Source organism: Aeromonas sp. Lyrl_2 (genome assembly GCF_051948815.1).
GTDB classification, from domain to species: domain Bacteria; phylum Pseudomonadota; class Gammaproteobacteria; order Enterobacterales; family Aeromonadaceae; genus Aeromonas; species Aeromonas veronii.
In genome coordinates this window covers 42159-66667 of sequence record NZ_JAYJLJ010000010.1, presented here as the reverse complement: position 1 = coordinate 66667, position 24509 = coordinate 42159, and the positions used below count along the sequence as shown (strand labels likewise).

24 protein-coding genes are annotated in these 24509 nt (G+C 57.7%); all 24 read right to left on the bottom strand.

Annotated elements, in window-relative coordinates:
* Window positions 1-3 precede the first annotated feature (3 nt).
* Window positions 4-924: a flagellar motor protein MotB gene (locus VF684_RS10680; protein WP_115521173.1), complete on the bottom strand. Its 921-nt coding sequence runs from the start codon at window positions 922-924 to the stop codon at window positions 4-6.
* Between the two features lie 2 nt (window positions 925-926).
* On the bottom strand, window positions 927-1664 hold the full coding sequence (locus tag VF684_RS10675) for a flagellar motor protein (RefSeq protein WP_005343988.1): 738 nt from the start codon (window positions 1662-1664) through the stop codon (window positions 927-929).
* Window positions 1665-1666: 2 nt separating this feature from the next.
* A complete protein-coding gene (locus VF684_RS10670) occupies window positions 1667-2782 on the bottom strand; it encodes a protein-glutamate methylesterase/protein-glutamine glutaminase (RefSeq protein WP_107683674.1) in 1116 nt (371 codons plus the stop codon).
* Between the two features lie 32 nt (window positions 2783-2814).
* Window positions 2815-5034 (bottom strand): chemotaxis protein CheA, encoded by a 2220-nt coding sequence (locus VF684_RS10665; RefSeq protein ID WP_374885698.1) that lies wholly within the window; start codon window positions 5032-5034, stop codon window positions 2815-2817.
* Window positions 5035-5045: 11 nt separating this feature from the next.
* The gene (locus VF684_RS10660) at window positions 5046-5786 is read right to left on the bottom strand and encodes a protein phosphatase CheZ (protein WP_005353668.1); all 741 of its coding nucleotides are present in this window, start codon (window positions 5784-5786) and stop codon (window positions 5046-5048) included.
* 12 nt (window positions 5787-5798) lie between these two features.
* Window positions 5799-6170, bottom strand: coding sequence for a chemotaxis response regulator CheY (cheY, locus tag VF684_RS10655; protein WP_005334709.1), 372 nt, complete (start codon window positions 6168-6170; stop codon window positions 5799-5801).
* A 123-nt stretch (window positions 6171-6293) separates the two neighbouring features.
* On the bottom strand, window positions 6294-7013 hold the full coding sequence (locus tag VF684_RS10650) for an RNA polymerase sigma factor FliA (RefSeq protein ID WP_107683672.1): 720 nt from the start codon (window positions 7011-7013) through the stop codon (window positions 6294-6296).
* On the bottom strand, window positions 7006-7881 hold the full coding sequence (locus VF684_RS10645; protein ID WP_013723550.1) for a MinD/ParA family protein: 876 nt from the start codon (window positions 7879-7881) through the stop codon (window positions 7006-7008). Before VF684_RS10645 ends, VF684_RS10650 begins: the two co-directional genes overlap by 8 nt.
* Before the next feature lies 1 nt (window position 7882).
* Window positions 7883-9307 carry a flagellar biosynthesis protein FlhF gene (flhF, locus tag VF684_RS10640; RefSeq protein WP_005362047.1) on the bottom strand — a complete coding sequence of 475 codons (1425 nt, stop codon included), beginning with the start codon at window positions 9305-9307 and terminating at the stop codon, window positions 7883-7885.
* Between the two features lie 16 nt (window positions 9308-9323).
* Window positions 9324-11426, bottom strand: a complete 2103-nt coding sequence (flhA, locus tag VF684_RS10635) for a flagellar biosynthesis protein FlhA (RefSeq protein ID WP_376899940.1) — start codon at window positions 11424-11426, stop codon at window positions 9324-9326.
* A 107-nt stretch (window positions 11427-11533) separates the two neighbouring features.
* A complete protein-coding gene (flhB, locus tag VF684_RS10630) occupies window positions 11534-12664 on the bottom strand; it encodes a flagellar biosynthesis protein FlhB (RefSeq protein ID WP_376899938.1) in 1131 nt (376 codons plus the stop codon).
* Complete coding sequence (gene fliR, locus VF684_RS10625; protein ID WP_064339691.1) at window positions 12657-13454, bottom strand: flagellar biosynthetic protein FliR; 798 nt, start codon at window positions 13452-13454, stop codon at window positions 12657-12659. Before fliR ends, flhB begins: the two co-directional genes overlap by 8 nt.
* Window positions 13451-13720 (bottom strand): flagellar biosynthesis protein FliQ, encoded by a 270-nt coding sequence (fliQ, locus tag VF684_RS10620; RefSeq protein ID WP_040065332.1) that lies wholly within the window; start codon window positions 13718-13720, stop codon window positions 13451-13453. The genes fliR and fliQ overlap by 4 nt, the downstream gene beginning before the upstream one ends.
* A 25-nt stretch (window positions 13721-13745) precedes the next feature.
* Window positions 13746-14519, bottom strand: coding sequence for a flagellar type III secretion system pore protein FliP (gene fliP / locus VF684_RS10615; RefSeq protein WP_005334729.1), 774 nt, complete (start codon window positions 14517-14519; stop codon window positions 13746-13748).
* Window positions 14506-14886, bottom strand: a complete 381-nt coding sequence (gene fliO, locus VF684_RS10610) for a flagellar biosynthetic protein FliO (protein ID WP_263716844.1) — start codon at window positions 14884-14886, stop codon at window positions 14506-14508. Before fliO ends, fliP begins: the two co-directional genes overlap by 14 nt.
* Window positions 14883-15275, bottom strand: a complete 393-nt coding sequence (gene fliN, locus VF684_RS10605) for a flagellar motor switch protein FliN (RefSeq protein ID WP_005298791.1) — start codon at window positions 15273-15275, stop codon at window positions 14883-14885. The genes fliO and fliN overlap by 4 nt, the downstream gene beginning before the upstream one ends.
* A gap of 49 nt (window positions 15276-15324) precedes the next feature.
* Window positions 15325-16395 (bottom strand): flagellar motor switch protein FliM, encoded by a 1071-nt coding sequence (gene fliM, locus VF684_RS10600; protein ID WP_005334736.1) that lies wholly within the window; start codon window positions 16393-16395, stop codon window positions 15325-15327.
* Between the two features lie 7 nt (window positions 16396-16402).
* Window positions 16403-16918 carry a flagellar basal body-associated protein FliL gene (gene fliL / locus VF684_RS10595; RefSeq protein WP_005334744.1) on the bottom strand — a complete coding sequence of 172 codons (516 nt, stop codon included), beginning with the start codon at window positions 16916-16918 and terminating at the stop codon, window positions 16403-16405.
* Between the two features lie 57 nt (window positions 16919-16975).
* Window positions 16976-18910 (bottom strand): flagellar hook-length control protein FliK, encoded by a 1935-nt coding sequence (locus tag VF684_RS10590; protein ID WP_376899935.1) that lies wholly within the window; start codon window positions 18908-18910, stop codon window positions 16976-16978.
* 67 nt (window positions 18911-18977) lie between these two features.
* Window positions 18978-19418 carry a flagellar export protein FliJ gene (gene fliJ / locus VF684_RS10585; protein ID WP_005334746.1) on the bottom strand — a complete coding sequence of 147 codons (441 nt, stop codon included), beginning with the start codon at window positions 19416-19418 and terminating at the stop codon, window positions 18978-18980.
* A gap of 27 nt (window positions 19419-19445) precedes the next feature.
* Window positions 19446-20777, bottom strand: a complete 1332-nt coding sequence (gene fliI, locus VF684_RS10580) for a flagellar protein export ATPase FliI (RefSeq protein ID WP_005334747.1) — start codon at window positions 20775-20777, stop codon at window positions 19446-19448.
* Between the two features lie 52 nt (window positions 20778-20829).
* On the bottom strand, window positions 20830-21654 hold the full coding sequence (gene fliH, locus VF684_RS10575; RefSeq protein WP_139440072.1) for a flagellar assembly protein FliH: 825 nt from the start codon (window positions 21652-21654) through the stop codon (window positions 20830-20832).
* Window positions 21655-21722: 68 nt separating this feature from the next.
* Window positions 21723-22784 (bottom strand): flagellar motor switch protein FliG, encoded by a 1062-nt coding sequence (gene fliG / locus VF684_RS10570; RefSeq protein WP_005334749.1) that lies wholly within the window; start codon window positions 22782-22784, stop codon window positions 21723-21725.
* Window positions 22777-24486 (bottom strand): flagellar basal-body MS-ring/collar protein FliF, encoded by a 1710-nt coding sequence (fliF, locus tag VF684_RS10565; protein ID WP_005334750.1) that lies wholly within the window; start codon window positions 24484-24486, stop codon window positions 22777-22779. The genes fliG and fliF overlap by 8 nt, the downstream gene beginning before the upstream one ends.
* Between the last annotated feature and the right edge of the window lie 23 nt (window positions 24487-24509).

The following is a 24509-nucleotide window of genomic DNA, read 5'->3' as shown; positions in this document are numbered from 1 at the left end:
GTATCAATCCTGCCTTGTTGTTATGCGTATGCCACCACCGGGCAAGGTGATCACCTTTATCTCTCCTGCATCCACCGCCTGTTGTACAGCAGGAACCGGTTCGGCAACTACCGTAGGCGTTGCAACCACAGGTGCCGGCGGCACCCAGGCAAATTTGGAGATAGCGACCACAACCTTGCGATTCTGCAGTCTGCCCTGCTCGCTGCCGTTGTCAGCAAAGGGGGAAAACTCGCCATATGCCTCGAACGCCAGACGCTGAGGGGCGATCCCATCGGCAATCAAGCCATTGAGTACCGCCTCGGCCCGAGCAGCAGAAAGCGCCCAGTTAGAACGATAAATTTCATTATTTATCTGTTGGTTATCGGTATAACCCCGAACCCTTACATAGTTATCGACCGGTTTGAGAATACTTGAAAGAGTATTAATGACCGGTGCAGCGTTTGGTCCCAAAAAGGCACTGCCGCTGCCAAACAACAAGCCGGAACTGAGTTCAACCGTCAGCCAGTTCTCATCCTGCGTCAGTTTGACGATACCGGCATCCACCAGCGAGCCCATACTCTGTTGCAACTGCATATCAAGTTTCGCAAGTGTCGTGCCATCTTGCAGTACTGGCACTCCAGAAATGGGAGCAACTGAAGGAGAGGGGGATGCTGGGCTTTCCAGCAATGATGGAGAGGCAGATACCGGGTTATCCAGCAGGGAATTACCCTGCCCTTCAAGCAAGCCATTGCCGCCAGACTGCATGACACTGAACGCCTGGCTCATACCATCAATCACCGCGCGATACTTGTCCTTGTTCACCAGCGCAACAGAGTAAAGCACCACGAACAAAGCAAAGATCAGCGTCATATAATCGGCATAGGAGACCAGCCAGCGGTCAAGATGCTCGCGACCCTGCAAGTGCAACCGATAGCGCTTGCGCATGGCTACTCTCCTTTCAAATAGGCCCTGAGCCGGCGTTCAACCTGCAAGCCGTTTTCACCATGGGCGATAGCCAGCAGCCCCTCCAGGGTCATCTCCTGAAAGAGTGCATAGTGATAGTGAAATGCGCGTAGCCGGTTGGCGATAGGCAGGTAGATGAGGTTGGCAAACCCCACTCCATAGATGGTTGCCACAAATGCCACTGCGATACCCGCCCCCAGCGCTGACGGGTCTTCGAGATGAAACATGGCCTGGATCAGGCCCAGCACGGCACCGATGATCCCGATGGTCGGACTGTACCCCCCCATGGCTTCAAATACTCTGGCGGCATGTTCATTGCGCTCCTGCTCGATATCGATGTCCGCTTCTAGCAGCATACGGATATCCTCTGTGGATACCCCATCGACAATCATGCCAAGCCCTTGACGGGTAAAGTTGTCTTCCTCCTGCTCCGCCTGATTTTCAAGGGCCAGCAGCCCTTGCTGGCGCGCAAAGACGGCCCATGACTGCAGCCGTTCGGCCTGGGTCGCGAGATCTTGGCGGGGAGGGGTAAAAATCCATAACAGCTGGCGCAACGCCAGCAGGATGTACTTGGCTGGAGTCTGCAACGTGACGGCACCGACGGTACCACCCAGCACGATCAAAAAAGCGGGGCCGTCCACCAACGTCAACAGGGAGCCGCCATGCCACAGTTGGGCAATGGCAATAGCCCCCAATGCCAGGAGCAGACCGAGCAAGCCCATGATTAGCGCCCCAACTCAACCAGAATACGCTGGGCCACCTTGTCCAGAGGAAGTGATTCGCTGGCAATCCCCGCTTTGGCTACCGCTTGGGGCATACCATATACCACGCAGGAAGCCTCATCCTGAGCCCAGATGGTTGATCCCTGCTCTTTCAGCAGTCTGGCGCCATCACGGCCATCAGCCCCCATACCGGTCAGCACAATCGCCAATACCTTGTCGGCATAGGTTTTGGCCGCAGAGGCAAAAGTGATGTCCACACAAGGCTTGTAATTGACCTTGTCGTTGCCATCCACGATGCGAATGCGGGCCCCTGCACCACGACCTTCCAGCAGCATCTGTTTGCCACCGGGAGCAAGATAGGCATGCCCTGGTTTAAGCACATCGCCATCTTCCGCTTCCTTGACGCCAATCTGGCATAACCCGTTGAGACGGGCAGCAAACGCGGCAGTAAAAGTGGCTGGCATATGCTGGATAAGCAGGATGGGATGGGGAAAATCCCCCGGCAACTTGGTCAGCACATTTTGCAACGCAACAGGTCCGCCGGTAGAAGTGCCGATCGCCACCAACTGATAACTCTTGCCACTGCGCTTGAATGAAGCACTTGGCACAGTACGTTGCAGGTCAGGCTGACGATCTGAAGTTCTGGGCACAGTGCTGCCCAGAGGAGCACGAGCAACCGGTTCAGGTGCTTTGGGGCGAGCAGCGGATGTCATCAGGAAGCGCTTGCGGGAGATCTCCTTCACCCGTTGTTGCAACAGTCTGACCGCTTCATCTTTGTCTCTGGCAATGTCCTCAAACTTCTTGGGCAAGAAGTCTAGGGCACCAGCGTCCAGCGCATCCAGCGTAGCCTTGGCCCCTTCATGGGTCAGGGAGGAGAACATCAGAATGGGGGTTGGGCACTTGGCCATGATCTCCCGCACCGCACTGATGCCATCCATCACGGGCATCTCGATGTCCATGGTGATCACATCAGGGCGCAGTGACAGCGCCTTGTCCACCGCCTCACGTCCATTCTGGGCCGTATCAATCACCGTCAGCATGGGATCCTGATTGATGATCTCGCTCACCCGACGGCGAAAGAAGCTCGAATCGTCGACAACTAATACCTTGACTGCCATTGTTGTTTTTCTAACTCCTTGGGCCTGAGCTATTAATGTCTACGCGCATATGCTTTGAGCAGACTCGGCACATCCAAAATAAGAGCAATTCCGCCATCACTGGTAATCGTCGCCCCGGCCATACCCGGCGTACCTTGCAGCAGGTTATCAAGAGGCTTGATCACAACCTCTTCCTGACCAATCAGGCTATCTACCACAAACCCGATTTGCTGAGTGCCAATCTGCACGATCACCACATGTCCGGTATCCTGGCGTGAACGCTTGTTAGCGCCACGAATCAACCATTTGTGCAGATAGAAGAGCGGTATCGCCTTCTCTCGCACAATGATGGTGAGCTGGCCATCAACCATGTTGGCCTTTTTCAGATCCAGATGGAAAATCTCATTCACACAACCAAGGGGAAGTGCGAAGGTCTGCTCACCCACTTCCACCATCAGAGTCGGCAGAATGGCTAGCGTCAACGGAACCTTGATTTCGAGACGGGTACCTTTCCCCCAAGTGGAGTCGATGTGCACCGACCCATTGAGGCTGACAATGCTGGTTTTAACCACATCCATTCCGACACCACGGCCAGAGATATCGGAGATCTCGGCCTTGGTTGAAAAGCCCGGGGCAAAGATCAGGTTATAGGCATCGTTGTCGCTCATGCGAGCGGCAGTATCTGCATCCAGAACACCGCGACTGATTGCGATGGACTTGAGTTTCTCAGGATCCATCCCAGCCCCATCATCCTCGATGCAAAGCAGGATATGATCGCCTTGCTGGGAGGCGCTAAGGGTGATCGTCCCTTGCCGCGGTTTGCCCGCTTTCTCACGAACCTCCGGCATTTCGACCCCGTGATCGCATGAGTTGCGAACGAGGTGAACCAGAGGATCGGCGAGCGCCTCCACCAGGTTTTTATCAAGATCGGTCTCTTCGCCCACCATCACCAGCTCAATCTCTTTCTTGAGGGTTCGGGCCAGATCACGCACCACGCGCGGGAAACGACCAAATACCTTCTTGATTGGCTGCATGCGGGTTTTCATCACCGCCCCTTGCAGGTCAGCCGTTACCACATCCAGATTGGCAACCGCCTTTGACATCTCTTCATCATTGCTGGCAATCCCCAGGCTCACCAACCGGTTACGGACTAGTACCAACTCACCTACCATGTTCATGATGACATCGAGAGTCTTGGTATCCACCCGCACCGTCGTATCGCTTTGCACGGCACTGTTTTCTGCTGGCGCAGGCGCAGCCTTGGCGGCAGGCGCTGGTGCCTTGGCTGCTTCGGCAGGTTTTGCGGGGGCAGCCGGTGCTGGTTTGGCTACAGGAGTGACCGGTTTGGGCGGAGTCACCGCGGCAGGTGCGGCAGGTGCGGCAGGTGCGGCAGGTGCGGCAGGTGCGGCAGGTGCGGCAGGTGCGGCAGGTGCCAGAGTACTCTGAGGCCCTTGGCCACGGCCATGTAATTCATCAAGCAGACGCTCAAACTCATCATCATCGATAAGTTCGTCCACCTCTTTTTGCACCGACTTCAGAGGATTCACCTCTGGCGCCCCCATGTGCTGTCCCTGGCCATGGAGCTGGTCCAGCAAGGCCTCAAACTCATCATCGGTGATATCGCCAGAGCCACCCGCTATCGGGGCTGCTGCAGCCGCCTTAGTCGGAGCCCCACCCACGCCGTGGAGCTCGTCCAACAGACGCTCGAATTCGTCTGCAGAAATTTCATCGATCGAGCCGCCGCCATTGACAGGAGCAGGCTCACTGCTGATGGCTGCGGGTTCAACGATTTCTGGAGCAACTTCTTCAACAACTACCGGTGCTGCAGGTTCAGATTCTACAGCCGCAGCCGCACTGGTAGCCGTGCGCAGTTGCTCTTCCCCTTCCGGCTTGCACAACTCATGGAGGTCATGAAGCAAATCATCTGACGCAGGGCTGGGTGCTTCGCGATTTTGAACCTGGGCGAACATGACATTGATGGCATCCAGCGCTTGCAGGATCACATCCATCAGCTCCGCAGTAACGGTTCGCTTGCCATTACGCAAGATATCGAACACGTTTTCCGCACCGTGGCATACATCAACCAGTTCACCAAGCGACAGAAAACCTGCCCCCCCCTTCACGGTATGGAAACCGCGAAAGATAGCATTCAACAGGTTCTTGTCATCGGGCCGCTTTTCCAAGTCGACCAGTTGTTCAGACAACTGTTCCAATATTTCGGATGCTTCGACCAGAAAGTCTTGCAGTATGTCTTCATCAACTTCGAAGGCCATGCGTCACTCCATTAGAATCCCAAGCTAGACAGCAGATCGTCCACATCATCCTGACCATTGACCACATCGGCACGAGCCTCGGGGTTCATGATAGGGCCCTCTGCTTCAATCCCGTTGACAGGAATACTACGAGTTGAATGCTCAGCAGAAGCCTCACCAAACATGGTCAGCATTTCTATTAATTTTGTTTCAACTTCCTGAACAAGCTTGATGACCTTGCGGATCATCTGACCTGTCAAATCCTGAAAATCTTGTGCCATCAGGATTTCTGTCAGCAGTTGCCGTAATTTATCGGCATCAGACTCTGAAGCCTTAATAAAATCATCAAGTTGGTGACATAAGGATTTGAACTGCCCCACGCTCATGTCACGAGACATCAGGGCATTCCAGTTCGGCATCACCAGCTGGATATTGTCATTCAGGCGATCCGCTATCGGCAAACTGGCTTCCACCGCATCCATTGTGCGATTGGCCGCTTTATCGGTCATATCGATAACGTAGCTCAAGCGCTCCCGAGCATCGGGAATATCATGAGTAGCCAAATCGGGAATACGGGGATCGAGGCGAAACTCTTGAAGTGAATCATGCAGTTGTCGGGTCAGCTGACCTACTTTTTCAAACAGATCGGCTGCGTTGGGGGCACATACTTCGGCAAGCAGTTCATCGGCCAGCTCAAATTCGCCTTGCTCCAGATGAGCAACAAGCATCCTTGCCTGGTCGAGCGAAATCATTGCTCTCGTTTTGGCCATCATCCCTGCAGCTCCTTAGCCAATTCGTTCGAAAATTTTGTCGAGTTTTTCTTTGAGCGTTGCTGCGGTGAAGGGCTTGACGATGTAACCGTTGACGCCAGCTTGAGCGGCTTCAATGATCTGCTCACGTTTGGCTTCAGCGGTTACCATCAGTACCGGCAGATGCTTGAGCTTCTCATCGACACGGATGGCTTTAAGCAGGTCAATACCTTGCATGCCTGGCATGTTCCAGTCGGTAACTACAAACTGAAAATCACCATTTTTCAGCATCGGCAGCGCTGTATTGCCGTCATCCGCCTCATGGGTATTGTTGAATCCCAAGTCGCGCAGCAAGTTCTTGATAATCCGGCGCATCGTTGAAAAATCGTCAACAATGAGGATTTTCATGTTCTTGTCCAAAATTCCCTCCTAAATAGCCACCAGAGTGGCTCACTTACATGATGCTAAAAACGGGTTGTGTCGTGCGGATTATGCCTTAGAGTTTCATCTCAGTGTAGCCAGTACAAACACTTATAGATGCCAATCTCTCAAACGAGCACGCAATCTGTGCATTGCCTGACTGTGGATCTGGCTCACACGCGACTCGCTGACATTCAAAACCTCGCCAATTTCACGCAAATTCAGCTCTTCATCGTAGTAAAGAGAGAGAACCAAAGCTTCTCTCTCTGGTAGACGACCAATTTGCTCGGATAATTGAATCTGAAATCGCTCGGCAGCCAATTCATCGAATCCCGAGCCTGAAGAGGCATCATCGGGGTTGCCGATCACATCCTCGCTGACCCCCAAATCTTCGATGCCGATAATTTTGCCGCAGGAGACGTCTTGCAGCATCGCATGGTAATCAGCGATGGAGACCCCCATCTCGGCAGCAACCTCGGTATCTCGCGCGTCACGACCGTGCGTCTGCTCGACATTCTCGATCGCTTCTGCAATAGCCCGACTGTTGCGATGCACAGAGCGGGGTACCCAGTCACCACGCCGGATCTCATCCAGCATGGCGCCTCGGATGCGGATCCCGGCATACGTCTCGAAGCTGGCCCCCTTGCTACCGTCAAAATTGCGGGAGGCTTCAAGCAGCCCAATCATACCTGCCTGGATCAGGTCATCCAGCAAGACACTGCTGGGCAGGCGAGCCAACAAATGCTGGGCAATTCGCTTGACCAGGGGAGCATGACGCTCCACCAGCACATAGGAATCCTGATGACGCAAGTACGCTTGGGCTTTATTCACGGGAACCTTCCTGTGTTGTGGCCGGTTTCTGCAACAAATTTTCCAGGAAAAACTCCAGATGGCCGCCCGGCTGGTTGGGAACCGGCCAGCTCGCCGCCTTGTTGGCAAGGGCCCGGAACGCCAGTGCGGCCGGCGACTTGGGAAACGCCTCGACAATCAGCTTCTGCTTGCGCACGGCGGCACGCAGATTGGTGTCATAGGGTACACAGGCGACCAGCTCCAGCGAGGTGTCGAGGAAACGATCCGTGACCCGGGTCAGTTTGGCAAAGAGCTCCTGCCCTTCGCGCAGACTGCGCACCATATTGGCCACTACCTTGAAACGAAACACGCCGTGATCCTTGGAGAGGATCTTGATGAGGGCGTAGGCATCGGTGATGGAGGTCGGCTCATCACAGACCACCACCATGATGTCCTGAGCTGCTCGGGTGAAGCTCAGCACCATGTCGGAGATCCCCGCAGCCGTATCCACCAGCAGGATGTCGACCTGGGTTTTCATCTCGCTGAAGGCACGGATAAGCTCGGCATGCTGCACCGGAGAAAGCTCGACCATGGACTGGGTGCCCGAGGTCGCAGGCACGATCATCATGCCGTAGGGACCTTCGACGATGATATCGTCGATGGTGCATTCACCCGCCAGGACATGAGAGAGGTTGCGATGAACCCGCAGCCCCAGCATGACATCGACGTTGGCCAGACCCAGGTCGGCATCCAGCACCATCACCCGCTTGCCTTGGGCGGCCATGGCTCCGGCCACGTTCAGGGTCACGTTGGTCTTGCCCACGCCACCTTTACCACCGGAAACGGCGATTACTTTTACTCGATTGTTTTGACGCATTTTGCGCAGACCACTCGCCTGATCCATATACATGTTACTCATAAAACTCCGAATCTTCGGCCTCGCCAAAGCCTGCGCCCCAGAAATAAGGCTCCTCTGTTTCTCGCTCCAGCGAGCCCATGGCAGCCCCAACGAGCTGCGCCGCATTGGCAACCTGAATATCTTCCGGAACCCTTTGTCCGTCAGTGATATAGCTGATGGGCAATGAATTCTGGATACACACGTTAATCACTTCGCCCAGATTCAGACTTTCATCCAATTTGGTAAGTATGCAGCCGCTTAATGGAATACGCCGGAAATGGTCAACCGCCTCCTGCATCACCCGACGCTGGGAAGTTGCCGACATCACCAGATAACTGCGGATCCGCACCTTGGCATTCTTGACCAAGGTATCGAGCTGCTCGGTCAACCGGATATCCCGTTGGCCCACCCCGGCCGTATCGATCAGTACCAGCCGACGGTGGCGGAACTGATAAAGGGCATTGGCCAGCTCTTCGGCATCACGCACCTGCCGTACCGGGCAACCCATGATGCGGCCATAGGTCTGCAGCTGTTCATGGGCACCAATCCGGTAGTTGTCGGTGGTGATCAGCGCCACCTGCTCGGCGCCATACTTCATGGCGAAACGGGCAGCCAGCTTGGCAATGGTGGTGGTTTTTCCCACCCCGGTCGGGCCAAGCAGTGCAACCGCGCCGCCCTGACGCATGATCTCGTCCTCACTGATCTTGAGCTGGGCCGTCAGCACTTCGGCCAACTGGGCCATCGCCTGATGGATGGACATATCTTCGGGGATCAGTCCCGCCAATTGATCGGCAAAGGCATCATCAAAGCCCAGTTTCTTGAGCTCCTTGATCAACAGGGCCCGCATCGGTTCGCGGCGCTCCACCTCTTGCCACATCAGCCCGGAGATCTGGTGCTCCAGCAATTTACGGATGCTGGCCATCTCCTTGCGCATCCCTTCCATCTCCTGATCCCGCTGGGCAGGTTGAGGGGGGCGCTGGCCGGACGCAACCCGGGCCTTGGGCTTGGCAGGTTCGGGAGCTGCGCCCCACTGCCCCTGCTCGGCCAATGTTCTGGGCGCTGCATTGGCAGCGGCCAGACCGGCCGATTGGGTATTGCCCAGTGGCGCCCCATTGCCCGGCTTGAGCTTCTGCTGGCGCGCCAGCAAGGCGGCCAGAGTATCGGCATAATGTTCGTTCTGCTCCTTCGCCGGCGTCGGCTCGGGGCGGATCATCTGCCGAGCAGCAGACGAAATATTGACGCTCTCATCGTTCAGCTGACGGCGAACCGGCGCATCTTTGGGCCCCGGAACCTGGGATTGATAATCGACTGCGGCGACTATCTCTACCCCTCCGGTGACCTTCTTGTTGGACATGATGACGGCGTCAGGCCCGAGAGTCTCCTTGACCTCGGCCAGAGCCGTTCGCATATCCTTGGCAAAAAACCGCTTAATCTTCACCCGTCGTCTCCGCTAACTAGTTCTGCCCTACCGCACTGACGATGCGGATCTGCTTGTCGTCGGGCACTTCCTGATAAGACAGAACGCGCAATCCAGGAATGGCATTCTTGACAAATTTCGCCAGGGTATTGCGCAAGATCCCCGATGTCAGAAGCACGGCCGGTTGGCCTTCCAATTCTTGTCGTTGAGTGGCTTCCACCAGCGAGCGCTGCATCCGCTCTGCCAGACCCGGTTCAATACCGGCACCATCACCGCCACCAGCCTGCAGGGATTGATGCAATATACGTTCCAATTCCGGCGCCAAGGTAATCACCGGCAGCTCGGGATCGGGGCCTGCAATCTCCTGCACAATCAGGCGACGCAGGGCAATCCGGCAAGCGGCCGTGAGCACTTCCGGATCCGGACTGCGCGGCGCGTATTCAACCAGGGTCTGCAGGATAGTGCGCATATCGCGGATTGGCACGCCTTCATTGAGCAAATTCTGCAATACCTTCACAAGGTTACCCATGCTGATCACTTCCGGCACCAGCCCTTCGACCAGCTTGCTCTGATGTTTGCCAATCATGTCGAGCAGCTGTTGTACCTCGTCATGACCCAGCAACAGAGCCGCATGGTTGGTCAGGATCTGGCTCAGATGGGTAGCCACCACGGTCGCGGTATCCACTACCGTATACCCCAGCGTCTGTGCCTGAGAGACCATCTCCTTGGCAACCCAGACCGCTTCCAGCCCGAAGGCGGGATCCTGGGTCGCTATCCCCTGGATCTGGCCGAACACCTGCCCCGGATTGATGGCCATCTCCTTATCATGGTAGACATTGGCCTCGCCGGTACTGACCCCCATCAAGGTGATGCGGTATTGGTTTGGCGCCAGATCCAGGTTGTCGCGAATGTGGACGGCCGGGACCAGAAAGCCCAGCTCTTGCGAGAGTTTCTTGCGCACCCCTTTGATCCGGTTGAGCAGTTCGCCACCCTGATTGCGATCCACCAGCGGGATCAGCTGATAACCCACTTCCAGCCCGATGATGTCCACCGGCATCACATCGTCCCAACTCAGCTCTTTCTGCTCATGGGGTTGCTCGGCAGTAGCAGGCAGCAACTCACCTTTGGCCGCTTTGGCGGCTGCCAGTTTCTCGCGGCGCAGCAACCACCAGGCGCCAGCGGCAGCGAGAGCCCCCAGACTCAGGAAGGCGAAATGCGGCATCCCCGGCACCAGCCCCATCATCAGCAGAATCCCGGCGGAGATGATCAGGGCTTTGGGATTGTCAAACAGCTGGCCTAGTACTGCGGTACCCATGTCCTGATCGGTATTCTGACGGGTCACTATGATGGCGGCGGCGATGGAGAGCAGCAGGGAGGGGATCTGCGCCACCAGACCGTCACCGATGGCCAACAGGGTATAGATCTCGGCAGATTCGCTGAAAGTCAGCTGGTGCTGCATCATCCCGATGATGAAGCCGCCGATGATGTTGATAAAGAGGATCATGATGCCCGCAATGGCATCCCCTTTGACAAACTTGGAGGCACCATCCATGGAGCCGTAGAAGTCAGCTTCCTGGGTTACATCCTGACGACGCTTCTTCGCCTCTTCCTGATTGATGAGACCGGCGTTCAAATCAGCATCGATGGCCATCTGTTTGCCCGGCATCGCATCAAGGGTAAAACGGGCACTCACTTCCGCGATCCGCCCGGCACCCTTGGTGATCACCACAAAGTTGATGATCATCAGGATGGTGAAAACGATGATGCCGACCGCATAGTTGCCGCCGATCACCACGTTACCGAACGCCTCGATCACATGGCCGGCCGCCGCACTGCCATTGTGACCTTCCAGTAACACCACTCGGGTCGAGGCAACGTTCAACGCCAACCGTAGCAAGGTAGCGAGCAGCAGTACGGTCGGGAAGGCAGCAAATTCCAGGGGGCGGCGGGTATAGACGGATACCAGCAGCACCACGATGGAGAGGGCAATGTTAAAGGAGAAGAGCACGTCCAGCATCAGCGGCGGGATGGGTAACACCACCATGCCGAGCGCGGCCAATACCAGCAGAGGGGTACCAAGGCCTTTGCCCAATACTCCCCGGTACTCTTTGAACTGGCCCAATACTGCCTTGAATTCCATCGCGCTTCTCAATTTCAACCTGCTGGTGCCAGATTAAAGCAAACATCAAGCCAACAATACAAGACATTGAAATGCAATGGATTTATTTTGACTACGTCAGAACTTTGTCATTTGCGATATTCGGTCGGAATGGGGAGATCTTTAGCCAGTGGCTGGGGACGGCGCCCCTGACCACGACGGAATTTCTTGAGCTGGAAGACATAGGCGAGCACCTGGGCAACCGCCGCAAAGAGTCCTTCCGGGATCTCGTGGCCCAGCTCGGTTGAGTGGTAAATAGCCCGGGTCAAGGCTGGTGACGGCATGATGGGGATCTCGTACTCTCTGGCTATCTCCCTGATCTTCATTGCAATTTCATCTGTTCCTTTGGCCACAACCTTGGGCGCGGCACCTGGTTTACCCGCATCATACTTGAGCGCTACCGAGTAGTGGGTCGGGTTGGTGATCACCACATCGGCCTTGGGCACATCCCCCATCATCCGGCGCATCGCCATCTGCATCTGCAACTGGCGGATCTTGCCCTTTACCTCTGGCTTGCCTTCGCTGTCCTTGAACTCGTCCTTGACCTCCTGTTTGGTCATCTTGAGCTGACGCATATGGTTCCACTTCTGGAACGGCACGTCGATGGCAACGATGGGAAGCAGAGCGCAACAGAGGATGATCAACATCCAGAGAAACAGCTCCAACGCATCGATAATACCGCCGGGAAATCCCTCCATGGAGAGGTTGAGCAGGTGATTGAACTGACTGGATAGCATCCACCAGGCAAACAGGGTGATGAACACCACCTTGGCGATGGATTTTACCAGCTCGATCAGCGACTGCACCCCGATCATTCGCTTGATACCGCTGAGTGGACTCAGCTTGCTCATCTTGGGCATCATGGCTTCGGTGGAGAAGTTCATCCCCCCCATCAGGGTGTTGCCGATAAAAGCGGCAATCGCCACCAGTGCAAACAAGAGTCCCAGCGGAAGCACCAGTTCCCCCAGCAGCGCCGGCACCATCGCGAACATGGCATTGGGATCGAAAGCCTGCTCCCTGTCCAGAGTAAAGCCCATGGTAACAACCTTGATCATGGCCGTCGCCAACGAGCCCTTGAGCATCAGCAGGCCAAATACCGCCGAGAGCAGGACACTGGCGGTCCCCAGCTCTTTTGAACGTGCAATCTGCCCTTTTTCACGGGCCTGTTGCAGTCGTTTGCCCGTGGGTTGTTCGGTACGTTCCTGGTCGGTATCAGCCATGAGCGCCCCCGAAGCACTGGGTGTTGATCAACTCGCAGCTGACCTCCTGCACCCGCTCCCACATGATGTCGAAGTGGCCGAGGAACCCGCCGATAGTGAGCCAGAGGATCAGCAGACCCGACATCATGCTGACCGCAAAACCGATACTGAAAATGTTGAGCTGCGGCGCCGCCCGGGTCATGACGCCAAAGGCGAAATTGATCAGCAGCAGGGCGACGATGGCAGAAAGGGCCATCACCAGTGAGGCCTGATACATCACACCGAGAAAACCGATCAGGGTGCGGATGGCGGGCAAGGTGAGTCCGCTGTCCGACACTGGCAAGGTTTCAAAGCTGAGGATCACCAGTCGCAGCATCACCAGATGACCATCCAATGCCAGAAACACCAGGGTCGCCAGCATCAGATAAAACTGACCCACCACGGGGGCCGACTGGCCATTCATCGGGTCCACCAGGGTGGCAAAACCCAGACTGGTCTGCATGGCGATGACCTGACCGGCCATCACGAAGCTCTCCATCAGAAACTGGGTCATCAGGCCGAGGGCAATACCGATCAGCAGCTGCTGACCCAATACCAGAAAACTGCCGGCAGAGAAGAGTTCGATAGGGGGCATTTTCGGAAGCAGCGGGGCAATAAGAAAGGTGATAGCAAGAGCCAGCCCCATCCGTACCCGCGCAGGCGCAAGGCGGCTGCCGAACACCGCCATCACCATCAGCAGACTGCTCACCCGCGCCAGCGGCCAGAGGATGGAAGACAACCACTCCATGATCAGAGCGGTTGTGTAGGTCATCCCACCACCTCGGGGATTTGATTGACCATCAGTACAAAGAAGTCCATCAGACTCTGCAGACCCCAGTGAGCACCAGCACCCAGCGCAAACAGTGTTACGATGAGACGGGGCAGAAAGCTCAGGGTCTGTTCGTTGATGGAGGTGGCCGCCTGAAAAATGGCTACCACCAGCCCGATAGCGAGGCTGGGCAGGATCACGGCGCTGACCATGATATTGACCAGCCAGAGCGCCTCACGAAAGACGTCGACAAAGGTTTCAGGACTCATGTTCGGGCTCCTTGCGCTCGACCGGCTAACCGGCACCCAGTCCGAAACTGTTGGCCAATGACCCCAGAATGAGGTTCCAGCCATCCACCATCACGAACAGCATCAACTTGAAGGGCAGAGAGACGATCATCGGCGAGAGCATCATCATCCCCATCGCCATCAGGATACTGGCGACCACCAGATCGATGACCAGGAACGGCAAGAACAACATAAAGCCTATCTGGAAGGCCGTTTTCAGCTCGCTGGTGACAAACGCAGGGATCAGCACCCGTAGCGGCACATCGGCAGGTTTCTCCACCTGCACGTTGGCGATCTCCATAAAGGTGTTGAGATCCTTGATCCGGGTCTGGGCCAGCATGAACTGGTGGATGGGCAACTCGGCCCGCTCCAGCGCCTCCTTTGCCTGAATGGTCTCGGCCAGATAGGGCTGCAACGCCTCATCATTGATGCGATCCAGCACCGGTGACATGATGAAGAACGACATGAACAGGGCGATGCCGATCAACACCTGGTTGGAGGGACTCTGTTGCAGACCTATCGCCTGGCGCAAGATACCCAACACCACAATGATGCGGGTAAACGAGGTCATCATGATCACCATGGCCGGCAAGAAGGAGAGCGCGGTCATCAGCGCCAGCACTTGCAGGGTCAGACTGTACTCCTGAGAGCCATCCCCCATGGTCTTGACTGTCACCGCGGACATGGCGTCCTGTGCCAGCGCAGGCCAGGAGCAAAACAGTGGTATCAGCAGGCTGACCAACAGCCCCGTTTTCAGCCATAAGCCGTTAGCTTTTTTCATGCTTGCCCATCAATTTGCCAAGCTGCTGGGAAAACGCCTGCGGCTGGTTTTCGTCCAGCGGCTCCTCCAGCCGGTAGAGAAAGTTGACCTGCTGCGGTGTTACGCCGACCAGCAGTTGCTGTTCGCCCACCTTGACCACCAGCAGCTTCTCTTTGTAACCCACCGGCAACGAGGCGATGACCCGCATCTGGCCGCCCCCCATGGAGGTCGCCAGCTTGCTCTTCTTGAGCAGAAAGCCCAGCACCAGAATGAGACCGATCACCATCAAACTGGAGAGCAACCAGGAGCTCAGACTAGGCACGTTGGCAGATGCCGCTGTCTCGGCAAAGGCCGGAACAGGCAGCAATAACAACAGGAGGCGCATCATTTGAGCTTCTTGATCCGTTCAATCTGGCTTATGACGTCGGTCAGGCGAATACCGAACTTGTCGTTTACCACCACCACCTCGCCGTGAGCGATCAGGGTGCCGTTGACCAATACGTCCAGCGGCTCGCCAGCAACCCGATCCAGCTCCACCACCGAGCCCTGGTTAAGCTGCAACAGGTTGCGGATGCTGATCTGGCTGCGGCCCACCTCCATGGCGATAGTGACCGGAATATCGAGAATGGTGTCGAGCTTGCGACGCTCCTCGGCACTGATGGGGGCATCATCTTTCAACTCTTCCAGCGGGGCTGGCTTGGCTTCCGCCGTCACCTGCTCCTCCAGAGCCGCAGCCCAGGCATCAGCCATCAGATCCTCTTCCTCAGTTCCGCTCATCTTGTTTCCTTATGCTACTTCGTGACCGTTTACCGTAATAAACCGTCAATTATCGCTGTTGATCTTCGATACTGCGCTCGAGCTCTTCCAGCTCGGCCTCGCCATCAATTCGTACCCCGCCCCGGGTCACCAGATGCATCTCCGTCTTGACCCCTTCCGGACGTTTGAGCTTGTCGGTGATCTTGAGCGCCACATTATCCTTGGTGCGGCCCATCTTGGCGTGGAAAGTGGGCAAGTCCTCCACAAAAACCAGCAAATTTTCCGGCATATCGACCGGAATGATATCGCCGGGTCGCAGCTCCATCAGTTCACGCAGGGTGAGTTCGGTCTCCAGCAGCTTGGCCCGCAGCTCCACCTTGACGTCCATGATCTCGTCACGCAGCGCCTTGCTCCAACGTACATCGGTATCCCCCTTGTCACTCTGCACACCGGCGTCCAGCAGCTCGCGGATCGGCTCCAGCATGGAATAAGGCATCGCCACGTGGAAGTCGCCGCCACCACCGTCGAGCTCGATGTGGAACGAGCTGACCACGATTACCTCGGTCGGGCTGACGATGTTGGCCATCGCCGGGTTCACTTCGGAGTCGAGATACTCGAACCCCACGTCCATCACCGGCGCCCAGGCATCCTTGTAATCCTCAAACACCAGTTTGAGCAGCATCTGGATAATGCGCCGCTCGGTCGGCGTGAACTCGCGCCCCTCAATCTTGGCGTGATAACGGCCATCGCCACCGAAGAAGTTCTCCACCAGAATGAAGACCAGTCGGGCCTCCATGGTGATGAGCGCCGTCCCCTTGAGTGGGCGGAAGCGCACCATGTTGAGACTGGTCGGCACAAACAGGGTATGAACATACTCGCCAAACTTGAGCATCTGCACGCCGTTTATCGAGACCTCGGCGGTACGACGCATCATGTTGAACAGGCTGATCCGCATATGGCGGGCGAAACGTTCATTCACCAGCTCCAGCGTCGGCATGCGACCACGGACGATGCGGTCCTGAGAGGAGAAGTCAAATTGGGCTACGCCGGGGTCTCCAGCGCCGCCTATCTCTTCCTCTTCGACATCATCGACACCGTGCAAGAGGGCATCAATTTCGTCCTGACTTAACAGATCGCTCACGCTTCACCTACTGCATTACAAAGCCGGTAAACAGCACTTGTTCGATAACGGGGGAAGAGACCAGGTCCTTGAGCACCCGACGGCACTCTTCCAGTGAATCCTTGCGCAGCTTCTCCTTGCCTTCAAAGGTCATCAGCTGTTCGGCACTGGCTGCGCTGAATACCCGCAACAAGGTGCCTTCAATCAGGGGGATATTCTGTTTGGCCAGCGTCTCGTCGGCGGTGCCGCGCACCATCAGCTGGATCTTGATCTGCACCAGTCGATCTCGCTGGGCACCTGCGACGTTGAAGACAAAGGGGCGCGGCATACCGACATAGAGGGAAGGTTTAGGCGCTTCCTCCTTGGGTGCAGCCTCGGCACCTTCCGCCGCTTCAGCGGGCGGTTTATCGGAGCCGGAGAGCATCAGGAAGGCGCCAGCACCACCACCGCCCAGCAAAATTACCGCCAGGGCAATGATAATGATCAGCTTCTTTTTCTTGCCCGCAGCCGGGTCTTTTAGCGTCAACTCGTTATCGTCAGCCATCCCTTGTCCACCCTAGTCTCAAACTTGTTCGATATCATAAACTTACTCGGGATTGCATCAAGCATAGAAATCAATTCCGGAACCGTTTGTCGATTCCACCAGCAAACTGGGGTTGGATGTGGTGAGTTCCCCTTCAACCAACCCGTTACCGGACCGCGGCTGACCACTACTCTGCCCCTGCTGCCCCTGCCCGTTAAAGGTGGGCTGGCCCTGTTGCTGCTGTTGTTGCGACTGCTGCTGCACCTGCGTCTGACCAAGCTGGATCCCCTGCCCTGCCAGCATGTCACGCAGCCGGGGCATCGCCTGCTCCAGCATCTCGCGGGTCTGGCCATGTTGTACCACAAAATGGACGTTGGCCTGGCTGTCAGCTCCCATCTGGATCTGGATCTTCATCTTGCCAAGGCCGAGGGGGTCGAGCTGAATTTCCGCCTGTTGCAGTTTCTCGGCCAGCATCACATTGACCTTCTGGTGCAATTCGGCAGGCGCTTCCTGACTGGCCAGTTTCAAATGGGGTAAATTCTGCGGCTCACGGCGCAGCGTAGTCTCAGCGGCGGGCGCCCGGCTATCGGCTACCTGTGGCTGAGTCTGGCTGTTCTGGCCATGCTGAACGGTCTGGCTCGGGCTGCTCTCACCGCTCGATGTCGTCGCAACCAGGCTCTTCTCCGCCTCACCGGCCTTCGGTTTTACCTCAAGCGAAACCGCTTTTCGCACCTCGTCGGTACCCGTCACTTCCATCTGTTTGATGCCGGCTGAAATGGTCGACAGCGGTGCTTGCGGCCCCTGAGATTCAGCCTGTGCCAACACCTGCTGCGGCGCCACCATCACGGGGGCGGCAGCGTTATCGGTCGGAGTCGTCGCATTTGTCGTTACGCTGCTCTGGGCTGCGGCACTTTCTGCGACACTTTGCGCCGTCGCCACCTGCGCCGAACCTTGATTAGCGGCGGTGGCTGGCTGCTGGCTACCCTCGGCGGCACCCTTTTCTGCCCCCTTGCCAGTTGCACCACTGCCCTCAGCTGTAGCTGTAGCTGTAGCTGTAGCTGTGCCAGCCTCAGGCTGCTTGAGCGCCTCATTGAAGGCCTTGAGGGCGGCCCCCTGAGTCGCGGCTTGCGTTGCCTGCCCCTTGTTAGTCAAAGCATTGCTGGCGGCGAGATCGGATTTGCTGTCGCCAGCCTCTTTTGTTGCGAGTGACTCAGCGGATTTGGTGGTGCTTGCCGACTCATCGACCGGCAGCACCTTGGCCAGCTGGGTCATCCGCTCTGCCCCCGTGATGGGCTTGGTGTGCTTGCCATCTGCCCCGAGGGTTTCGCCCTTGGCAGAGGCTTTCTCCCCGGTCTGCCCATCCGCAGTGGTGGCGGCATCTTCACCTTCAGAGGAGAGAACGACAGCAGAGGCATCGCCCTTCGCCACCACTCGCGCCGCTGAGGAGGATACGGTGGTTTCTGAAGTCGAGTTTGCGGTCGTCGCCAGCGGCGACTGCGCCCCGGTCTGACCGGCAAGCTGGCTGGCAATTCTGGCAGCGGCAGGGGGCTGCTCGCCTTCATCAAGCGCAATCCCCTCCTGCTCACCCTCTTGCGGCAACGGATTGCCGTCTACCGCAGTGGCGCTCTGTTGGGCCGCCACCGCCAGCTGGGTTGTCACTAGCGAGGTATCGAGCTTGAGGGAGTCTTGCAGGCGCAGCAGAAAGTCGGTAGCAGGGACCTCCTCCGCCTTGTTGTCGGCGTCAGGATCCTCCTCCTTGCCGATCTCCTCTTTGGGAGAGGCGCTCTCGGTCGCCAAAGATTTGGCTGATCGGACATGGTTACCGCCCTGAGTGGCCTCGGCGGCGCCCTGTTCGCTGTTCCGGGCCTTGGCAATCAGGGTGGCGAAATCCCCCTTGCTGTCGCTGCCGGTTCCCCCATCGATACTTTTGCTCTCGACGGAACCGCTCAGAGGCGCTTTGTCCAACCCGTTGGCCGGACCCGAAGGCGTTTGTGTCAACAGTGTCTGCATCATGATGAGATCCCTGAATTCTGGTGGCCCCCAAAGAGATAGCCGCCGACAATGTCCATATCAAAGCAAGTTACAGGCCAGATTGATGAAAGCGTCGCAACATGGCGTACTCATCCAGCATCTTCTGCTCCTGACGCTGGGCTTTCTGCTGCTCGCGACTAGCCTGCTTCTCCAACAACAGCTCTACCGCCTTGCGCCGCTGCTGGGCCGCCAGCCACTCTTCACGGCGCTGTTCCAGCGCCTGACGCACCTGCAACACCCCTTCGTACTGCTGGGTCGCTGCCTGTTCGAGCTTGTTGATAAAGGCGTGATACTGGGTGTTTTGCTGGGGTGAAATCCCCTGCAGGCCGCGATCGGTCCACTGCTGGTGATAGATCTGGCGGTACTGGTTGAGGGCATTTTGCTGATCCATGAACAGCTTGAGATCCTGCTGCGCCTTCACCAGTGCCAGCGCACACTGCTGCTCCGCTTCCACCAGCCGATCGGCCAACAATACCAACCCTTTACTCATCGTCGACCTCTCTGTTACCGACCATCATCAGCGCATCAATGGCATCGCCACCATCTGCAAGGCTTGCAGGCCATCATCGTAGTGAATGACCTCGCGCATCCCCTGCTGCAAGAACTGATCCAGATAGGGTTTTTGAATGATGGCGCGGTCAATACGCGGATCGGAACCCTGACTGTAGGCACCGATGGTGATGAGATCCCGGTTCTGCTGATAGAGGGAGTAGAACTGCTTGAGGGTGCGCGCCAAATCCATATGTTCCGGCGAGGTCACCATGGGCATGACCCGGCTGATGGACTTCTCGATGTCGATAGCCGGATAGTGGCCCGCATCGGCCAGCTCGCGCGACAACACTATGTGGCCATCGAGGATCGCCCGCGCCGCATCGGCAATGGGATCTTGCAGGTCATCCCCCTCGGTCAGTACGGTGAAGAATGCCGTGATGGAGCCCTGGCCGTCACTGCCGTTGCCCGCCCGCTCCACCAGCGCCGGTAATTTGGCAAACACCGAGGGCGGATAACCCTTGGTCGCCGGCGGCTCGCCCACCGCCAGCGCGATCTCACGCTGGGCCTGAGCGTAACGGGTGAGGGAGTCCATCAAGAGCAACACGTTGAGCCCCTGATCGCGAAAATACTCGGCGATGGCCAGCGCCGTTTCACACCCCTTGAGCCGCATCAGCGGCGAGGCATCGGCGGGAGCCGCCACCACCACGGAGCGGGCTCGCCCCTCCTCTCCCAAAATGTCTTCGATAAACTCTTTTACTTCCCGACCCCGTTCACCGATGAGGCCGACCACCACCACATCCGCCACCGAGCCACGGGTCATCATGCCAAGCAGCACCGATTTGCCGACACCTGAACCGGCAAACAGCCCCATCCGCTGGCCCTGCCCCACCGTCAGCACGGCATTGATGGCGCGTACCCCCACGTCCATCGGCTGATGGATCGGGCGGCGAGAAAGCGGGTTGATACGGTGCTGGGCAAACTGCACGGTCTGGGAGGAGAGAATGGGGCCGAGCCCATCGAGTGGCTGGCCGATGCCGTCGATGACTCGACCTAGCAGGTTCATGCCGACCGGAATGCCGTGCTCTTCGGTGATGGGCACCACTCGGGCACCGGGGATCACCCCCTTGAGCTGCTCGCTCGGCATCAGATAGAGGCGATCGCCAGAAAAACCGACCACTTCAGCCTCCAGCGTCCCATCAAGGGTATCGATGCGGCAGAGGGCACCGATGGCGGCACGGCAGCCGATGGCTTCGAGGGTCAGCCCCACCACCCGGGTCAATTTGCCGGCGACCGGTGGTTTGGGGGCGCTGTCGCGTACCTTGTACCCTTGCAACCGGTTCAGTAGCGAGCCGCTCATCTGGCCTCCTGAGAGCTAAAAAGTGCAGCCGGACGGCAACGTCCGGCATCGGTTATGGGCGTGAGTCCTGCGAAGCCGGTTTCTGCGACGCATTGTCCCGCAAGAAGTTGCGCAGCAACTGATCGATGCGCGCGGAGAGGGTCAAATCGATGCTGGAGAGCTCGGTAGCCAGTTGCAGATCGCCGGGGGAGAGGGTGGGATCGCTCTGCAATCGCCAGTGGCGCTTGGCGCACTCTTCGGCGCCAAATGCCTGTTCGATTCGCGCTATATCGTCGGGATGCAGCATCAAGGTCACCCCCTGTTCGGCGGCGGGCAGCAACGCCAGCCCCTCTTTGAGCGCCTCCAGCAGAATGCGGGGGGAGGTCTCCGCTTCGTGACGAATAAGCGCGCGGGCCAGTTGCATCACCAGCGAGACCAACTGCTGCTCCACCGCCTGATCCAGCTCGTTAAGCGGATTGGCAAGGCGCGCGGCGAGCCCCTGCCAGTGGGCGATCTCCTGCTCCACCAGCTCGCGGCCCATGGCCAGCCCCTCCTCACGCCCCTGTTCGAGACCGGCAGAATGACCCTGTTGCAATCCTTCCAGCTTGCCCTCTTCCATCCCCTTGGCATAACCGGACTCGCGTCCCTCGGCCATCCCCTCTTCCCAGGCGGCTTGACGGATCGCTTCAAGCTCTTCGGCGGTGATGCTGGGGGTCGGCTCCTGTTCGGGCTCCGGCTCCACCACCTCCTCTTCCTGCTGATACCAGTCAGGGGCCAGGCCAAGAGCATTGGTGGGGGCCCCCGCCTCTATCTCGACCTCCATCTCGGGCCAGCCCCAGGTCTCAACCCGGGCATCATCGCCCTCGGGGCGCACATAACCACGCAGTTTGTTATTCATGCTTTGCGCGGCTCCTCACCACTGCCTGATGCGGGCTTGGCATCGCAACTCTGTTTATGGGCCATGGCTTAGAGGAACTCCTCGCCGCCACCGGCACCCAGCATGATTTCGCCGGCATCCGCCAAACGACGGGCGATGGAGAGGATCTCTTTCTGGGCCGCTTCCACTTCGGAGACCCGGATCGGCCCCATGGCCTCCAGATCGTCCGCCAGCATTTCGGCCGCCCGTTTGGACATGTTCTTGAAGATCTTCTCGCGCATCTGATCGTCGGAGCCCTTGAGGGCGCGTTGCAGCAGATCCCCCGGCACTTCCCGCAGCATGGTCTGGATGCCGCGATCGTCCACATCGATGAGGTTCTCGAACACGAACATCAAATCCTGGATCTGCTGGCTCATCTCTTCGTCCGACTCGCGGATGGAGTCCATCAGCTGGCCTTCGATATTGGTATCCAGATAGTTCATGATGTTAGCGGCAGCCTTCAGGCCGCCCATCTTGGCTGCCTGGGCACCGGCCGCACCGGCGAACTGTTTCTCCATGATGTCGTTCAACTCTTGCAGTGCCGCCGGTTGTACCTCTTCGAGGTTGGCGATACGCATCACCAGATCGAGGCGCACCTGCTCCGGGAACTGGCTCAGGATCTCGGCGGATTGCTCCGGCTCCAGATAGGAGAGCACGATAGTCTGGATCTGCGGGTGTTCGTTCTGGATGATGCTGGCCACCTGACGGGCATCCATCCACTTGAGCGAATCGAGGCCGCGGGCGCCGGAACCGAGAATGATCTGGTCCACCAGATTGCTCGCCTTGTCCTCGCCAAGGGCCGCCACCAACGCCTTGCGCACGAAGTCTTCGCTGCCGATACCGATGTTGGTGTACTTCTGGATATCGTCGATGAATTGACGGTGCACCGCCGCCACCCGATCGTGACTGAAGTCGGACATGGAGGCCATCGACATACCGAGCCGCTGCACCTGCTTGGGCTCGAGATGACGGAAGATCTGGGCGGCATCCTCTTCATTGAGGCTCAGCATCAACACCGCAGCCATCTCCATCCCCGACATCTGGTCGAGGATCTGGCGCTGACTGTCGGTGATGTCATTGCCGGTGACTTGACTCTTCTTTTCTTCAGGCATCTTTGTTCGTTACCCATTCTTTAATGACCTGAGCGGCCAGATCCGGCTCGTTCGCCACCAGCGCACGTACCGCCTTGAGCAAGTCTTCGTCACGGTGCAGATCCGGCAGTTTCAGCTGGCCATCGCGTACACCAAATACCTGATCGTTCTCGACTTGTGCTGACAGCAGACTCAACTCGTCGTCGCCACCCAGTACGGTGTGGTTGTCGAAATCCACTTCCCCTTCCGGTTTGGCATCCGGGTAGAGCAGTCGCTTGAGCATGGGGCGAACCACGGTGACGATCAAGACGATGATCACCAGTACCGAGGCGGCAATTCGCACCGCACGCCAGAACCAGGGCTGATCGTAGAGCGGCACTTCGGCCACGGTATCCAGTTCTGGGCGATTGAACGGAATCGCGACCACCTCAAGGGTATCACCACGGGTCACATCAAAGCCAAGGCCACCGCTCAGCAAACGGCGCAATGTATCGAGTTCTGCCTGGGTGCGCGCCTCACGGGTCACTGCCCCGTCGGCACCGGGTACCGCTTTGTAATCCACGGCAACCGAAACAGTCATGCGGCGAATGCCCCCCATCTGGCGACGGGTATGGCTGACGGTGGTATCCAGCTCGAAGTTGCGAGTCGCCTCTTTGCGGGAACGGCCAGAAGCGGCAGCGCTGGCACCATCACCACCGGTCGCCTCCTCGGGAATATTGGAGGCGGCAGGGGGCTGGTTGGAGAGTGCACCAGGCACACCACCGTTACTACCGCTGGCGCTGTTCTCTTCCATGGTCATCTCGGAGCGCACTGCAGGCAAGTCAGGGTTGTAAGTCTTGCGGGTCTGCTCCTGCTGGGAGAAGTCGAGGGAGAGATCCACTTCCGCCGTATAGTTGTCGGCCCCCAGCACCGGGATCAGGATGGCGTCAATTTTTTGTTTGTACTCCAGCTCCTGCTTCTGCTGCATGGCAAACTCTTTGCGAGTCTGGGCCGAGATCGGGTCTTGCGAGCCGGAGTTTAGCAGGCGGCCATTCTGGTCGGTGACGGTGACGCGGGTCGGCTCAAGGCCATGTACGGCGGAGGCGACCATATCGACGATGGAGTCCACCTCCCCCTGCCCCAGCGCCGCCCCCTTCAGGTTGAGTACCACGGTGGCACTGGGTTTGCGTTCGTTGCGGGCAAACACGTTGTCTTTCGGGATAGCCAACAGCACCTGGGCCTTGGCCACATTCTGGAACTGCTCGATGGCGCTCGCCAGCTGGCGCTCGCGGCTCAGCTTCAGACGTTCACTCTCCATCCGCTGGCTGACGCCGAAACTGGAATCTTTGAGCAGGATATCTTCACCACCGATGTTGCTATCGGTGGCATTGGCAAGACCGGCACGGGTCAGGGCCAGCTGGATAGTGGGGTAGCTTTCAGCGTTGACCAGCACGCTCTTGCCATCCACCTCATAGGGGATCTTCTGCTGATCGAGGAAGTCGAGAGTCTTCACCAGCTCCTGGGTGGTGTAGGTGCCGAGGGGACGCATATCCGGCTCCTTGCCCCACAGCAGGATAAACACCGCAATGGCCAGACAGATGGCAAGCCCCAGGATCAGTGTGATTTGCCGCAGCACATCGGTGTTGGACAGGAAGCCCAGCGCCGAACTCTTCTGCTCATTTTCATCGAGGGCGGCGGTGCCCTCATCGTTTATCAGCAGATCGCCGTTTTGGTCAGTAGCCACGATTTATGTCCTTATTGCTGACA